The following is a 16,724-nucleotide window of genomic DNA, read 5'->3' on the forward strand; positions in this document are numbered from 1 at the left end:
ATTAAGTAATTCTTACGTTCGTCAAGAACTATGCAACGGTCGTCAAATTATTCTATCCCAGAGCGTTTTCATCTATTTCTTTGCCAGGAAATCATAAAAAAATTCATCATGCAAAAAACGTTTTTTAAAATAGAAAATTCAAATAGCTTATCTACGCTTACCAATAAATTTCTAGTTCTACTAGTATCAATAGTTACATTCTCCTGTTCTAATGATGATGATAATGGAATATCTCCTGCAGGTATTACCGAGATATCCCAAAACATTAAAGATTTAATTTATTTCAGAGGAGATGAAAAAGCTCCTACAGTACTGATAGCTGTACCAGGTGGTCCAAGTACCGAATTGGCAATAGATATCGTAGATGACCTTGCACAAGATATTAGTCGTCCGCAAGATATTTTAACCGTAACTGTACATCAGGCCCAAACATTAAACCCTAACATATTAGAAGGCAATGATATAACATTAGACCAAGCCATTAATGTTAATGCCGAAAGTGTAGAGATGCTTTCTGAAGTGATCACTTATTTTAAAGATCAAGGTAGAACGGTTTATGTCGCTGGAATATCATTTGGCGCATTTGTAACGCAAGAGTTTATTGCGCAAAAAGGAATAGCTGCGGCCGATGATTATTTAATTATAACAGGTAGGCTAGACATTAACGATGCGATGTGGCAGGGTCTGGCCGAAGGAAAGGAAGCGTTTTTTGAAAACGGCCTTACTCCTATAGTAGATGATGAACCATCTGAAGATGTATTTAATAGAAATGAAGCTAGAATACTTGCTGGATTAGGAATGAATAGATATACAGAGCAATTTAATACTATTGAAAGCCTATCTAACATAACATACATTTATGGAGAAACAGACATGGCTGTTGGTAGCCTTACGGCCGAAGAAGTTGCATTTTTACAATCGAAAAATGCAAACATACTTTCCGGAAATGGCGGTCATGATTCGCCTTTTGAGTGTTTTCTTAAACAGGGGTTTAGTGAAGCATTTGGAATAGTATTGCCTTGCCCACAATAGACCGTAACACCTCAATTAAAAAGATGAAAAAAATACTATCCTTTTTCTACTTGGTGTTTATGCACTAAATACTCAAGCTCAACAAGGAAAAGATGACAGTGGCGCCTTCCTAGATAAAAAAGAATTTAAAATAGGGTATTCCGGAACCATATTATGGCAAGTGAATGGAGATATGGTTTAACGTATAGACAATAAAATATAGTACAATGAGAAAATTAAAATTAATTGCAATTACAACAGTATTAACATTGCTAACAACTAATGTTTTTGCACAAGAAACAATAAACCAAAAATTTGAAGTAAAGGTAATTACAAGCGTAGAGTCTATCATACCAGATGGATTAGGTAGGTCGCGTTTAATTTCGGCAAACGAGAAAAGGGACTATAAAGAATTTACTTCTACGCAAACAAAAGATGATAATACAAGAAATAAGTCGAAAAGAAAAGATATTAGGGTAAAGGATTTTGAAGAAACAAAATTATTAAACTTTTATAATCTAGGGGGTATACGATTTCAAAATATAGCAGCAAATGACGCCCTAATTTCCTCGAAATTAACAGCAATGATTTCTGAAGGCTGGGATTTGGTATTTGTAACAAGTGCTGTGGAAAGTGATGCCGGCGGGAACGACGGAAATGGCATTTTTATTACACGCTACATCTTTAAAAGAAAATTAGATTAAAAAATACAAACAATTAAATAAAAACATCAATCATGAAGAAAATAATATTAATGACCGTTATTACAGTTTTAGGATTAACTGCTATCAATGCGCAAGAAGTAAAATTTGGAGCTAAAGCAGGTTTAAACTTTGCATTTGTTACAGGAGACGATACCGAAGATTTTACTCCCAATACCGATTTCCATTTTGGCGTTATGGCAGAATGGAAAATTTCAGACAAATTCGCTTTGCAACCCGAAGTTATGTATTCCCGACAAGGGGCAGATACGAACATTGATTCTGAGGGTGTAATTTCATTAAACTATCTAAATGTCCCAATAATGGGAAAATACTATGTTACCAAGGGATTGAGCTTAGAAGCAGGGCCACAAATTGGTTTTTTACTTTCTACTGAAGGAGGTTCCATAAACTTTGAGGATGCTTTAAAATCGACAGATTTCGGAGTGAATTTTGGTGTTGGTTATAAACTTGATAACGGACTCAATTTTAGCGCAAGATATAATCTTGGGTTGTCTAATATTATTGACTTTAATGGGGTCTCCGATAAAAATAGAAATGGAGTATTTCAACTATCCGTTGGTTATTTCTTCTTCTAAAATTAGATTTTATAGCCGCCCAAGTGAATTCACTTGGGTTTTTATTTTTTAAATATTTCAACTTTTATTTCAATCAATTAAACCATATAAAATCATGAAAAAAACAAATACCATCTTTTTACTTCTAATACTATCATTTTCATTGATGAATTTTAGTTGTACTAATAGTGAGGAAGAGTTACTGATTGATGATTTATCAAGCCTTGATAAAGAACTTATGGAAAGAGACTTTTCAGGTGTTGTTTTAATCGCTCAAAATGACAATATCTTATTTAATAAAGCATATGGAAGAAAAAGTAGTCAAGAAAATGGATTGAATGATATCAATACTGTTTTTGATATGTGCTCCATCACAAAACAATTGACTGCCGCAGGAATACTAAAATTGTCCATGCAAAATAAGGTTTCGGTTGATGATAATTTATCAAAATACTTTAATGCTGTTCCTAACGACAAAAAAAATATAACCATTCATCAGTTGCTCACACATTCTTCTGGTTTAAGAGCTGGAATAGGTGGAGATTATGAAACCATAACCGAAGAAGCGTTTTTAGACCAAGTTTTTGATAGTGCATTAATTAGCCCCGTTGGAGAACGATTTAATTATTCTAATGTAGGCTATAGTTTACTTGGTTTAATAATTGAAAAAGCCAGTGGAATGGATTATGAGAGCTTTTTAAATGTAGAGATTTTTGAACCTTCAAATATGGACCATACTGGTTATATCATTCCAGATTGGCAACAAAATGAAGTGGCCAACGGTTATTTGAATGGCGTTGAAAATAATAAACCAAATGAAGAGAATTGGAGTGACAATGGTCCGTATCTCAATCTTAAAGGAAATGGAGGTCTTCTAACACGAGCGAATGATTTATTACTCTGGAGCCAATCAATAATGAACAATACGGTACTAGATGAAGCAACTACATCGAAATATCTTTTTCCTCATTTCCAACCCACAAATCTATACGATAGCTATGGATATGGCTGGGGAATTGAAAACAATGATTCGGAGAATAAATTAGTGGTTCATGGAGGTGCGAGTACTTTGTTTACCTCTGATATGTGGATCTACCCAAACAAGGGAATTACAATAATCGTGCTCAGTAATGAATTTAAAGCATCTGTATACACCATTGCAAGAGGGATATCAAATTTTTTACTAGCAGAGTAACAGTAGTATCTACAACAGTGTTCATGTAGCGTAATAAAATCAAATTCTAAAAATTTTAAAATAAAATGAAAAAAACAAACGCAATTCTATTGCTTCTAACGATGTCTTTGATACTAGTAAGCTTTAGCTATAAAAGTAGTGTCAAGAATAGTGAAATGGTAACTAGACACGATAAAGAAGATTCCGAATTTATCAAACTTGCCGAGAAATTTGAAAAATATATGTGCCATTTAAACCTACCTGATTGTGAAGGTACAATTATAGCAGATCAATGGGCTTTAACAGCTGCGCATTGCGCTATAGAAATTGTAAATAAATTCAGGGACGGAAAAAAGCATTTTGTAATCATTAATGATATCGAAATTGAAGTAGATAAGGTAGTAATGAATCCTTACTGGATTGAAAGACAAGATGAAGATGCTGATATCGCATTATTACATTTGAAGCAAAAACCTCTTGGTGCATTAAACGCAAAATTATACACCGACAATGATGAACTTGACAAATTAGTATATATGGTAGGAGGAGGCGACAAGGGAAATGGACTCATTGGTGAAAATGGTAACGACGGCAAACAAAGAGGTGCCACCAATAGGATTGAAAGAGTAGATAAAGAATGGCTGTATTGGACATTTGATCATCCCGACACCAAAACAAAGTACCTTACTGAATTTGAAGGCATTAGTGGTGCAGGTGATAGCGGTGGACCCGCTTTTATTTTAAAGGACAACGAGGTATACCTTGCAGGGATTAGCTCAGGGCAAGATCCAAAAGGTGGTGACGATGGACTGTATGGTGTAGAAGAGTTTTATACAAGAGTATCACAGTATATACAATGGATAAATGAAGAAATAACTGGAAATGGTTTAGTTTCAAATGCAAAATTTAGAATAGAACCCAAAGCTGATGCCATAGATGATAGACCTAAAGTCATCCCTATAGATCCGGATATATTCAAGCAATATGTTGGTGAATATAAATTAAAAGAAACTACCATAAAGATTTACACAGAAGATAATGGAACAAAACTTTATGTATTCGTAGCAGACCAACCTCCTTACGAACTAGTCCCTACAGGAGAACACCAATTTACTTTTAGAATATCCAATGCGTTTAAAATTGAATTTAAGAAACCCAAAAATGGTGTCTTTCATGAATTAGTTGCCATACAACCTGATGGAACCTATACAGCGACTCGTAAATAAAACCATAGAAACTAAAACAACTACAGTTTCTATTAGATTAGATATTGTTTCTTTTAAAAACAACATTACTTCTTGGTATCCCTTTTCAAAATTTGATTGTCATTCAGATTTGGAAAATTGCGTTCTTCTTTCGGGCAGTCCTCTTTTGGTTTACTTCCCATTGAGCCTTCGTTATTACCTTTTTTGTAATCAATATTGTCTTGATAACTTAGAATCTTTATTAGCGGGAAACTCTTGTTTGTAACGGAAGAATATTATCATCATAATATCGATCTATTAGTAAATGTCTAGGGTCTATAGCCACTTTAGCCGGAACGCTATCTAAGGCAATACTTAAACTGGTAAACTCCTTGTTCAATTTTATTTTTTTAGTGTAATACAGTTCTCTTTCATCTTCATCCAGAAAAAAGCCAAGTTCCACCCAATCATCCATACCAGCTTCAACTTCGTTACCCATACTATCTGATGCTATTTTATGGGATTCAATTTCTATATCAATTTGGTACGTATCCCCCTGCTTTTTATATGCTGCTTGTTTTATTCCTATATCATAAATAATATTCTTTTTAAAACTTTCCTCAACAAAAGAACTCAGGGAATCAGGTACCATGGCATTCAAATGATCTAAAAAATCTAAGGTGCTGGGATAGGGCGGTTCTTTATATTTATAGCGATTCAAAAAATCACTAAGTGCCATATTGATCTTTTCTTCTCCTATATACTCTTGTAAGGCATAAAAAATGAGACTCGATTTGCCGTATTGGATATGTCGTTGATTTTCCACTTTGTGCAAGGACGGTTCTATACCGTTATTATTACTTCGCCCTGTTAGATAACGTTGATGGTCATAATCCAGAAAACGACGCAATGCTATTGGATCTCTCAACTGATTTTTAAGGACCATTAGGGTGGAATATTCTGCCAGCCCTTCACTCAACATTGCGTGGCCTTGCATATTGGCCCCAATAAGCTGGTGCGCCCACCATTGGTGTGCCAGTTCATGGGCAATAACGGCGTCAACCGGGTTCACTTTGGTATCCTCTTCAATGTTCAGGATAAAACCAGCACTTTCATTGTACAGCATAGTGCCAGGAAATGCCTGTCCTCCAAAGCTAACATAACGCGGTACTTCTATGATTCTACATTGTTTATGGTAATAAGGGCCAAAGTTTTTGGTGTAATAGGTTAATGAGCGCTCCATGGCATCCAAGATCTTAGCGATATTTTGGGGATGCTTTTTATCAAAATATACTTCCAAGTCAATGCCATTCCATTTACGATGTGCCTTTTCATAGCGTGCCGAATTAAACGTATGATAGTTGATTGAAGGGGTATCCAAAACATACTGATAGTAATTCCGATTGTTTTCTTGCCATTGTTTTACGAGACTTCCAGGAGCTATGGCCACCTGGTCCGCAGCAGTGGATATGATCGTCTTGGCCGGGATAAAATTAGAGGTGCCACTACCTATCGGATGTTCCATATGATATTTGGACCGCTCTTTAGTGAGGGGAGGTAAGCCGTCTTTTTCAACAAGGCCATATTCTTTTCGGGCAGCGTTATCCTGAATTTCAAATCTTGGGTTATAACCCAAATAGGGAAGAAAATTCCGATTTTGGATCATGGTGCCATTTTTTACCACCCTGGTATTTCCTCGTTCATTTTCAAATCCTTGGGTTCCATACGAAGCCTTTAAGGTGATTTCTAGGGAAGCATTGGGTGGCAAAGGTTCCATTAGTCGATACGACCTAAAGAAATGGGTATCGTCTTTAACTAGTGATTGGGCGTTGGGAATGTATAATTCGCTTTCCCATCCCGGATTCATAGTAAAATATAGGATGTCTATCGATTCTTGCTCCTCATTGGTAAGGGTGAGTTTGGTTTTGGCAGTAACCTTGCGTTCATTAGGAAAAATAGCAATATCATAGCTAATATTAGTGATTTTTGGCAACGGCTTTTCAGCATACTTTTTGTAGCGCGTCTCATAAGATGCAGAAATTTCCTGCTCTTGTTTTCTACTGCGATTGGTGTTTATTATTTCAGTATTGTAAAAAATAAAAGCCCCCACTAAAACCCATAATAGCGTACTACCTAGAAATAGTATGAAGTTATTTTTTGACAATACTTTCGGTGTAATTTTAATGCGTAACAGCAATGATTTTTTAATCCCACGATTCCATAATGCACTTGTTATCAATACACAAATAAAAGCGAATAGCAACCAATACCATTTAAACCATAATGCCCCTTCCAGGCCCGGCCCAAAAGAATTAAGATCTGAGTATTGTAGGGAAGGCCCTCTAGCTATGGCCAGTAAATGGGTGGACACGTCCATAATGCTCAGCAACCGTTCCCAACCAAAAAATAGGAGTAGCGACACCAGGTATCCCAAATACTTATGGTTCAAAAGTACCTGGCACAGCATTGCGATAGCAGCATATATGATATAATTGGGAAAGGGTTCCAAAAGGAAATTGGTTAGATACTGATCGATTTCCACACGGCTGAACCCATTCCATAGCTGATACGAAATTCCTATACAGATAAATACCAAATGGAGGATGGAAATAATACTGACAAGCGATACCATTTTTGCAAGAACTGACACAAATGCAGTGTACGGTGTGGTATCAATAATCTCATCCAAATGTTGGTCTTTATCCCGCCACACCAACTCTCCGCTATAGAATACAAGCAGTATGACCAACAGTATGCTACTAAAGTAATTGATAACACCGATGACCAAATAGGTTACGGGATAGGCCCTATGACCCCATAGGCGATTCCCTGAAAAAAGGTTGATCAAAAGAAAAGCGCTGCCAAGAACCAAAATAATCTTAAAAACAGGTGATTTAACAATGTTGAGAAAACCAATAAAAAAGAAGCTTTTAAACTGGCTCCAGGAGGTTTTCCTATTTTTAACAGCAGTACGCATTGGTTCTATAATTTATGGATGTTTCTTGCTTTTATTTTTACGCATTGTAAAGGTGCTGTAGGAAATGAATAGCATACCTGCCGCGGTTGATATCCAAATCAACCTATTCCAAAAAATTTGTTTGGAATAGAGCATTACGGAGGTATGTTTTTCTGTGATGTTCAGGTATTTTGAAGCATTTCTAAAAGCGGAAACGCCCGTCATATCCAGAAAGCCGGATACCGTTTTTTCGGTAGGGTCTACTTCCAGTACTTGGGCAAGAACAGACATGCCTATGAAGAATACAATAATTAAAAGTGCCGCAGCACTATGTTTCCATTTCATGGCTAAGGCATACATCATACTACTTAGGATAAAGGCATTAGGAAGAATAAAAAGAAAGTAGTTGCCCAAGAAGGTCTCTATATGAAAAGGACCAAACCGTTCGGGACCGGCCCAACCAAAAATAGGGGCTAGCCAACTCCCTATTATAAAGCCCAGATACCCCGCCACTGCGGGAAAAGTGGCTAAGAATACCACAGCAAAGAACCTACCAAAAAAATAGCCAGATCGCTTAAGCGGGGTCGTAAATAGAATTTCATCAAACTTATTTTTATAATCTTTAAGCGCAGTTTGATTGACAAAAGCAAAGACGATAAATAGACTAAAAAAACTCAGTTGAAGTATTTGATGATGTAGTTGATAAGGCGCATTTCTCAGTACCCTTCCCCCTGCATCCGGATTCAATACAATGGCAATAAACTCTATGAAAAAGAAGATAACTAGGTAAACATATGTAATAGGTTTACGCAAGTGATACTGGAGCTCTGATTTAAAGAAAGTTTTAAACATCCTTGTAGATTTAATAATTATGACGTGGATTTGGAACGATTGATCTTCAGAAAGAAAACGTCTTCCAGATTGGGTGAGGCTACTTCAAAATTTTGCCCAGGACGAGTGTCGCTATGTGTAAAAATATGGAGATGACCTTCTATCATTCGGGTAGCGATGATATTATGGTCCTGGGAATAGGTTTGAAGTTCGGAACGTGCTATCTTCTTTTGGTATATTTTTCCCTGAAGTTCTTCTACTGCTTTGGAAGGCGTACCCTGATAGATGACCTTACCAAGGTTCATAATGGCCATATCAGTACATAGTTCTTTTACATCTTCTACGATATGGGTGGAAAGGATCACTATGACCTCACTGCTCACATCGGCCAAAAGGTTATAGAATCGGTTGCGTTCTGTAGGGTCCAAACCTGCGGTAGGTTCATCTACAATTAAAAGCTTAGGATTCCCTATAAGTGCTTGAGCAATACCAAAGCGTTGTTTCATCCCCCCGGAAAATTTCTTAACGCTTTTATTGCGCTTTTCATAAAGGTTAACTTTATCTAACAAATAGGCTACCATCTCCTTGCGTTCCGAAGCTTGGGTAAAGCCTTTTAAAGTGGCAATATGATGAAGTAATTGTTGGGCCGTTATCCTGGAGTAAACGCCAAACTCTTGAGGTAGATATCCAAGAACTTCCCTAAGCTTTGCTGGCTGCTCTATGATGTTAATATCATCAAGTGTAATACTTCCTGTGTCTGCTTCCTGTAAAGTAGCTAACGTCCTCATAAGGGAAGATTTACCAGCACCATTAGGTCCTAAAAGGCCAAACATACCATTGTGCAACTCAAGATTGACGTTAGCCAAAGCTTTTACCCCATTGCTGTAGGTTTTGGATAGGTTTTTGATACGAAGTATGCTCATAATTTTACGTGTGTTTAGATTAAAACGAACAGGAAACATTCCCGTTACAGCGGTTGGCATAGAAAGTGAGCAAATGCGATATATATGGGACGAAATCCTGTTTAGTATACATAAAGAATAACTTTTGCTTTTTTGTTGGCAGCAATCTGAAATGTGAAGACAAGTAGCGTTGATATCAATTTCAGGACTGTTTCGTATTGGTTTGTTTGCATGGTAAGTAATGATAGTAGTCTATCATAATTTCACTTTCTTTTACTGTTTTAGTACTCAATCTTTTTGGCAGTAACTCCTGGTCCAGGGATAGTATATAAAGTAAGGTTTTGAGGGGCTTTTTCATTGTCTATATTAAAAACACAACGAGTATTCTCGCCTTCTACCCAAAACTTGTTTTGTTCATAAGGTAATAACCTCATTTTCCTTCCAGGGGCATCTAAGCTGCGCGTTGGCTCCAAAATAACTTCTTTATCTCTCCTGAAAATCTTAAGAAAGTTTTTATCATTAATTCTATATGAACCAACATATCGATTTAATACCTCGCTGCTTAGTTTTATCGTATGTACTTCTGATAGCCCTTTGGTTATATATTCTGCTTCAAATACATTTTTACGTCCCTTATAAAACCCATCTTCGTTTACCTCATACCAATTGGCATTCGTATCAGGACTGTAGGCTGGTGTAAACACATCAACCAATTGAGTTAATTCATTTGGCATTATTGAATGGATATTTCCTTCATGTGCAGTAAGAATGCTAACATCTCCTCCCTTAATAATTTCATTCTCTACTTCCCTGATGACGCACTTTTGCAATACTTCTTTTCGACCCTTTTTTATAACTTCTCTTGTTGTTGGGAGTTGTTCTTCTATTGAATAATTTTTGGTCAATAAGCTTCCAGAAACAACATTTATTACTCCAGTCATATCTGGATGGTCATGGTGAGGAATATATTCACCTTTGTCAAATTGAAATAGCGATACTTGAAAATCTACTTCCTTATGTAAACCTGAGGCTTCAATCCAGTTTTTGGTATTATTTGTAAAGTCGTTCAATCCTTTTTTGACATTTTCAAATTCTGGAAAATTGCACTGAAGAAGTAATTGTTTTACCTGTTCAGCATACAGTTTTTGGTTCCAATGTGATTGATGTTGTGTTTTGGCCAATTGGGTAATACGTTCTAAAAAGGCATCCCAATTGAGTAGAGTATCTTTATTCCATTTTCCTAGATGAGCGTTTGCCGATTGTGCATATAAGGAAATGGAATTAAGCTGTAAAGCAATGTTTGCAAACCCTAAAGCGCTTAGTTTTATAAATTCTCTCCGTTTGAAATCATTCATACTTTCCCATATTCAAAAATTCTCTAATTACATCTAAAAGCGTGTTGGCGGCAGATACGATTTATTGTTGAGTTCTAAGTTTTTCTATCACCTCTGCACTTACCCAAAAAATGTCTACATTTTCGTATTTTTTTGACCCCATATTTCTATTGAAGAAAAGATACTTTCCATCAGGGGTTACACTAGCGGAAGCTTCCCACGCCTCTGTATTTATATCAGCTCCTAGATTAATGGGGTCACCCCATTCTCCATCTTGTTGACGATAGCTGATATAAATATCAGAATCCCCATATCCACCTTCTTTTTTACTATCAAATAGTATATAAGATTCATCCGGAGCTATATAAGGGTGAAAGCTTCCGCCAGTATTGATTTTTTCATTGAGTAGTTTTGGCTCTTCATACTTTCCATTTATGAGTCGTGAATAACGAATATCTCCTGTGAAGTCGCGTTTGAACTCATCAAAAAAATAAGTGCCTTTAGAAGAAGCAGTAAGGCGCATAATGGGTAAACTGTCAAAAGGATGTTCGAGTTTTTTTATTTCAGACCATTCGCCGTTATCCATCCGTTCCATATAGCGGCGACCCAAGTGCAATGTCTTACCATCCGGGGATACAAAAGGCTGTCCTTTGCGTGGAGAAATCACGGTCTCGGTCCAAGAATCCCCCTCATTTTTATAAACCACAAATTCCTGCTTCTTATTAGTTTCTCCAACTTGTCTAAGAAAATAAAATTCTTTCATATCTGGGCTAAAGGCTCCGCAATTTTCCCAGCCTGCCGTTGTAACCATATTGGGAGCGAAGGCTACAGGAATTAATCCTGGAGGTTCTTGACCGAGGTAAAAATTTACTTTGGCTGAAGAATCATCATCTTTTTTGTTTGATTTATCTGTTTTACAAGCGCTTAAAAGTAGAATAAATGCTAATACTGAAATTTTAATCATGTGTTCTTTAATTGATTTCACTGTGAGATAATTTATGCTATTATTAACCCTCTTTTAAATATTCATTTATATCTTTTTGACAAACCTGTCAGTACTAGAATGGCTTTTTTAGCATTTTTTTTATCCACAAAAATGTGGTCATGGTAATATGCCGCAATAACATTGCAGCTTATATTATTTTTAGCTAATTCACCAGAAAACAAAGCAGTGAATCCTACCGCTTCTAATGAGGAGTGAATCTCTAGTGTTATCCAAGATGCTATATAATTATACTTTAGATTCAATTTATCTGCTTTTTTACGCTCAATTATAATAGTAAATCCTGCTTTTTCTTTGAATTCACAAACCGTATCTTTTCTAGGAATTTCATCTATTTTCTTCACTGTTGAAAACACATACTCTCCTTCATTTAGTACTGGGTTTATTTCTTTTACCAATTCAGATAGATTTATTTTTCCAGACATGTCTATTCAAGTAAATCGATTATATATTGTTTTCCTAAGCATCACTTGTTACTTGCCTTTTAGTCTTCAAGAAAAGTCCAATAATTGAGGCAACGAACAGTCCTGAAAAGAAAGTCGTTATGAACTCAATAACCGTCATAATGCTTACTTGCATAAAGCCCTTTCCTTCCTCAACTTCTATTGGTACATCTGAATGGTGTATTTTAAATAACCGCACACTTTCTTTAATAAAATTGGGATCTATAGACGTTATTAATAAGTATCGAAATATGCCCATAAGAGTACCTGCAATTAAAGCTACTCCAAGTCCAATTTTTATTGCATCTCCATAAGTCATTAGGTTATCATTCAAGTTTTTAAATGCCTTAAAAGCATAAACAAAAATTAAAACATTGGCTAAAAAACCAAGTGGACTATACCACCATGGAGGGTCTACATACGTATTCATGGCATAGCAAATACCAAATATCAGGAGCAGTGTTATAGTGAGTAATACTCCAAATTTTAAGATTGTATTTTTCATTGGTTAATTGACTTGTTTTAGAAATGATTTGACAGCGTTCCAATATTCACCGCTGCCTTCTTGCCCTTCCCAAAGAGCACGTGAACCGTGAAACCCATTGGATTCTGGTATAAATTGAAATTGGTTCTTTTTCAATTTTAAATTACCAATTAGTGCCTTCAAAGTTTTTGCTTCATCTTTTGAGGAGGTTACGAAGTAAGGCTTATCTATTTCTGAAAATACGTTACTTAGTGATGGTGCAGCATCACCAAAATAATCACCAGGGCTAAACCCAATAATCGCTTTTACTTTATCGTTATTATAGCCTTCCAAAAGAGCTAAACTCGATGAAAATGAACTTCCCCAAACAATTACTTTTTTGCTGTATTTTTCATTCAGATAATTAATAGCTGCTATTATATCTTTTTGTGCATCTATCATTTCATTTGATAATTTTTTTTCAACGGCTCTCACTCTTGTTTTATTCGGTTTACCTGCTAATGGGCCACCTGCACGTAAATCTACAACCAAACAATTGTAGCCCATTTCATTAAGTTTAGGAGCAATATCCGCATACTCAATTCTGTTGGAATTTGCTTGATGCATTAACAAAACAATAGGCTTTTTCTTGTCTATTTCGTAAAGGTTTGCATTAATAAACAAACCATCCTGCGCGGCAAACTCAACTTTCGTAGGAATATATTTATCTCCCAAGGCTCCTGGATTTGGCAATTGGACTCCTTGTTGCTGCCGCCTTGCTTCTGCCTCTTGTTGGATCAAATCTTCAACGAATTGAATCTTTGTGATTTTACCTTTTTTATCAAAATAAATGTAAGATTCGCTTTTTCCTAAACCCTCAAAATCATAGACTACTTTTGCTTTACCATCTTCACTATCAATAATATTCATACTATTTAGTTTTGGAAGATTAGTCACTATATTTTTCATAATAGCAGGGCTATTTTTTTTTGGAATTTCACCAAACTGTAAATCCATGCTTATGTAGGGTAATAAGGCTTCGGTGTTTTTATCTGCAAAGCTTTTACTAAAAGCTTCGATAGGTTTAGAATAATCTTGAGCAAAAATGGTTGTTGATGAAAAGAGGGAGAAAATGATTAACACTATTCCCATTTTCTGGTTAATGTTGGTATTTTTACGATAAATTGCATTCTTCATTTTGTTTTGTCTTTATATTGTGTGTTTAAATAGTGTTATGTGGAACTACAGGGATTCTTTAATTTTTATAAATTTTCTCTTCAGTTTTGAAAATTTCGGAATCATAAAGATTGCTAATCCAACATCAAAGAATAGTAATTTGTAGTACCAAGGTTTAGTATCCGGTACCACCAAAAATGTAATAGTCATAACAACTATGCCTATTATTTTAAAAATGATGTGTATATTTTTCTTCGACATATTAACTCTTGTATTAGGTTTCTAATTATTTAGTGACAAGAGTTTTAAAAATATGACAGCAACAATTACTTTTCTTTTTCTTTTAAGTCTTTGATGATGCTATCTACCTGGTTTATAAGTGGTTTCCAGTTTGCTTTTGCTGCTTTTTTATTTATCAATCCTACATATCCAAATATCAATGCGAAAATTAGAGTTGCAATTAGTTTAAACTCCCATTTGATAGTAAGTTGTTCTAATATAGTTAGTGGTTGTTCAGATTTTGAAATACCCCAAATTAGCAAAGCATTGGCTATAAAAATTGGTATTGAAATCCAATATATTACAGTATCTAATAATTTATGTTGACTGAGCATAAATTGTTTTTGACTATTCAATTGTTCTTGAATGGATAAAAATAATTTCTGAACCAACTTACTCTTTCGGTTGTTTCTTAATTTAATAACGATATAAACTAAAGCTACCAGTCCAGTTATAGCACCAATACGAGAAATCACGTAAGGGTATGCATAAAAGGAATATCCAAAACCGATAAAACCTATTGTAGCCCCTATAATTTCTCTTCGGTCTCTCTTGAGCACAATACGCTCTCTATCTTCCATCCCAACTTTAAAATCTTTCAGTAATTGGGATGTGTTTATATGTATCTCTTCTGTTTTAGAAGAATGCTTCCAGATGTTTTTAAGTTCTTGTTCTTCCATTTTAGTTTAGTTTAGGCTTAATACATTCAAATAATTTCTTGCGAATGCGTTTCATTTTAACAGCAATATGATTTTCTGTTAAACCTGTTACTTCTGAAATTTGTTTATATGAAAACTCTTCAAGAAACAATACTAATATTGATGTATCACTTTCATTTAAGGTTGCTATACACTCCTTTAGAAAACGATATTTTTCATCATCCACATCATTTGAGAGGTGTTCACTTACTCTAAATTCAATGGAGTCAAAACGGTCTGTTTTAGTATTATTCCTTTCTAATTTTAGTTTAGAGCGCATGCATACATTCAACGCAATACGGTATACCCAAGTATCTATATTGGACATGCTTTTGAAGGATGGTAACGATTTCCAAATTTGATAAGTTACCTCTTGAAATAAATCTTGAGGTTCAATAGGGGATACGGCGTACACTCTACAGATTCTGTATATTTTTTCTTTATTGATTTCAAGAACCTGTTCGAAATTTAAATCCTGCACGTAATTTGGTAGTCTCTTTTTATATTTAGTGACATAAGTTGAAGAAATATGACAAGAATTATTAATTTTTTAAAAGCACCTATTAATGCTTGAAAATAGACTTCACATGGTAATAAATCTTTTCAAAGTTATCTTTTAAATCTGCATCAAAATACTTCCTTTTTCGCTTTGGTAATCGCTTCTCAATCTTAGCTAGCTTAAATCGCACTTTTTTGTCCTTACTATCAGCAAATGTTATAAATTCTCCTTGCTTTAATCTAAAGAAGATATCTACTCTATGTTTAGAAACTTCCTTTTACATATAAATACCTTAATTTCTGTACAAAAGCCTTTTATCAATGACAAAATGATTTTATCATTTAATTGAGGTGTTTATCCTGTTCATGGCTCTATACCCTGAATATAGGATACATTTGTTAGGCGTTTGCGGCATCAATACTAAAAATCACGAAAAACAAAATAAGTCCTCTGCCTGCAATACTTCGATCATGAATCTTGCAAGCTTATTTAGAGAAATCCTTAAAAATACGATCCATGAGAAATTACAACAGATTTGGTTTAATACTTATATCGACACTGATTTTAAATGCTTGTAATTCTAAAAAAAACAAAGTACCCGATGCTGATTTCCCACCCTTAGAAGATCCTTTTTTCGCGCAAAAACCCCCAGGTTCCATCCCAGAAATTTTTGCTCCCCATGTTGTTTCTACAGCACAAAGTGAACAGGAAGCTGCTTTTTCACCCAATATAGAAGAGATTTATTTTCGCAGAACCGATGAGGAATTGGAAAATCATGCCTTGGTTGCCATTCAATACCAAGATAATGTATGGACGGAATCTTTTATGGTACCCCAAGGGGTTTCTCCCGACGGTAAGATTATGCACATAGGAAACGAATATAGGGAGCGAACCCCTTCGGGCTGGTCGGAGGTGAAAAGCCTGGGAGCACCCTTTGATTCTATTCCCATTATGCGCCTTACGGCTTCATCCAATGGAACTTACTATTTTGATACGTCTCCCTTTTATGATAAATCATCTAGAGTAGGAACCATTAGTTATTCCCGACTAATAGACGGCATACGTGAAAAACCCAGAACAGTGGACATGGATATGGGAATGAGGAAATTCCACCCATTCATTGCTCCGGATGAGTCCTACCTTATTTTTGATAGTCAAAGAGAAAACGGTAATCTTGATATGTATATTAGTTTTCGTCAGCAAGATGGTTCATGGGGCGATGCCATGAATTTGGGAGTTCCAATAAATACAGAACTTCCAGATGCCTCTGGCAGTGTAACATCCGATGGGAAATACTTTTTCTTTACCCGCTTTCTTGGCGACGGTGAGAAAAACCTAATGTGGGTAGATACTGGGTTTATTGAGGCACTCAGACCCAAATAAAGCAGAACGTCTTGTAAGCCCCCTTAAATTCACTACCGTTTTGTCTGTAGAAGACTTTGTATTTTAAATAAAAGGATCTTCGCTCTATGGTTTGTTTTGTTCCTAATTC

General features: G+C 35.5%; 16 protein-coding genes. 6 read left to right on the forward strand and 10 right to left on the reverse strand.

The window, feature by feature from the left end:
• The first annotated feature begins 108 nt into the window (after positions 1-108).
• The 5 genes from ACEXOE_RS00930 to ACEXOE_RS00950 all read left to right on the forward strand — a co-directional run bounded on the left by ACEXOE_RS00930 (position 109) and on the right by ACEXOE_RS00950 (position 4,690).
• Positions 109-1,032 (forward strand): hypothetical protein, encoded by a 924-nt coding sequence (locus tag ACEXOE_RS00930; protein WP_394746841.1) that lies wholly within the window; start codon positions 109-111, stop codon positions 1,030-1,032.
• Positions 1,033-1,238: 206 nt separating this feature from the next.
• On the forward strand, positions 1,239-1,715 hold the full coding sequence (locus tag ACEXOE_RS00935) for a hypothetical protein (protein WP_394746842.1): 477 nt from the start codon (positions 1,239-1,241) through the stop codon (positions 1,713-1,715).
• Positions 1,716-1,747: 32 nt separating this feature from the next.
• Positions 1,748-2,311 carry a porin family protein gene (locus tag ACEXOE_RS00940; RefSeq protein ID WP_394746843.1) on the forward strand — a complete coding sequence of 188 codons (564 nt, stop codon included), beginning with the start codon at positions 1,748-1,750 and terminating at the stop codon, positions 2,309-2,311.
• Positions 2,312-2,405: 94 nt separating this feature from the next.
• The gene (locus ACEXOE_RS00945) at positions 2,406-3,485 is read left to right on the forward strand and encodes a serine hydrolase domain-containing protein (RefSeq protein WP_394746844.1); all 1,080 of its coding nucleotides are present in this window, start codon (positions 2,406-2,408) and stop codon (positions 3,483-3,485) included.
• A 65-nt stretch (positions 3,486-3,550) separates the two neighbouring features.
• Positions 3,551-4,690, forward strand: a complete 1,140-nt coding sequence (locus tag ACEXOE_RS00950; protein ID WP_394746845.1) for a S1 family peptidase — start codon at positions 3,551-3,553, stop codon at positions 4,688-4,690.
• A gap of 220 nt (positions 4,691-4,910) precedes the next feature.
• Here ACEXOE_RS00950 and ACEXOE_RS00955 read toward each other — a convergent pair whose 3' ends face one another.
• The 10 genes from ACEXOE_RS00955 to ACEXOE_RS01000 form a co-directional block, all read right to left on the reverse strand.
• Positions 4,911-7,625, reverse strand: coding sequence for a M1 family aminopeptidase (locus ACEXOE_RS00955; protein ID WP_394746846.1), 2,715 nt, complete (start codon positions 7,623-7,625; stop codon positions 4,911-4,913).
• A gap of 12 nt (positions 7,626-7,637) precedes the next feature.
• Complete coding sequence (locus ACEXOE_RS00960) at positions 7,638-8,456, reverse strand: ABC transporter permease (protein ID WP_394746847.1); 819 nt, start codon at positions 8,454-8,456, stop codon at positions 7,638-7,640.
• Positions 8,457-8,473: 17 nt separating this feature from the next.
• On the reverse strand, positions 8,474-9,358 hold the full coding sequence (locus ACEXOE_RS00965; RefSeq protein WP_394746848.1) for an ABC transporter ATP-binding protein: 885 nt from the start codon (positions 9,356-9,358) through the stop codon (positions 8,474-8,476).
• Between the two features lie 260 nt (positions 9,359-9,618).
• Entirely contained in the window at positions 9,619-10,692 is a 1,074-nt protein-coding gene (locus ACEXOE_RS00970) for a cupin domain-containing protein (protein ID WP_394746849.1), read from the reverse strand.
• Between the two features lie 61 nt (positions 10,693-10,753).
• Positions 10,754-11,656: a TolB-like translocation protein gene (locus ACEXOE_RS00975; protein ID WP_394746850.1), complete on the reverse strand. Its 903-nt coding sequence runs from the start codon at positions 11,654-11,656 to the stop codon at positions 10,754-10,756.
• Between the two features lie 41 nt (positions 11,657-11,697).
• Entirely contained in the window at positions 11,698-12,099 is a 402-nt protein-coding gene (locus ACEXOE_RS00980) for an ACT domain-containing protein (protein ID WP_394746851.1), read from the reverse strand.
• Positions 12,100-12,133: 34 nt separating this feature from the next.
• Positions 12,134-12,622: a DUF4199 domain-containing protein gene (locus tag ACEXOE_RS00985; protein ID WP_394746852.1), complete on the reverse strand. Its 489-nt coding sequence runs from the start codon at positions 12,620-12,622 to the stop codon at positions 12,134-12,136.
• A 3-nt stretch (positions 12,623-12,625) separates the two neighbouring features.
• A complete protein-coding gene (locus tag ACEXOE_RS00990) occupies positions 12,626-13,777 on the reverse strand; it encodes a dienelactone hydrolase family protein (protein WP_394746853.1) in 1,152 nt (383 codons plus the stop codon).
• A gap of 305 nt (positions 13,778-14,082) precedes the next feature.
• Positions 14,083-14,715, reverse strand: coding sequence for a hypothetical protein (locus ACEXOE_RS00995; protein ID WP_394746854.1), 633 nt, complete (start codon positions 14,713-14,715; stop codon positions 14,083-14,085).
• A 1-nt stretch (position 14,716) separates the two neighbouring features.
• On the reverse strand, positions 14,717-15,214 hold the full coding sequence (locus ACEXOE_RS01000; RefSeq protein ID WP_394746855.1) for an RNA polymerase sigma factor: 498 nt from the start codon (positions 15,212-15,214) through the stop codon (positions 14,717-14,719).
• Between the two features lie 534 nt (positions 15,215-15,748).
• Between ACEXOE_RS01000 and ACEXOE_RS01005 the strand changes: the two genes are divergently transcribed.
• Positions 15,749-16,615, forward strand: coding sequence for a hypothetical protein (locus tag ACEXOE_RS01005; protein WP_394746856.1), 867 nt, complete (start codon positions 15,749-15,751; stop codon positions 16,613-16,615).
• Positions 16,616-16,724 lie beyond the last annotated feature (109 nt).

The sequence above is a fragment of the Spongiimicrobium salis genome (assembly GCF_043678055.1).
GTDB lineage: Bacteria > Bacteroidota > Bacteroidia > Flavobacteriales > Flavobacteriaceae > Spongiimicrobium > Spongiimicrobium salis.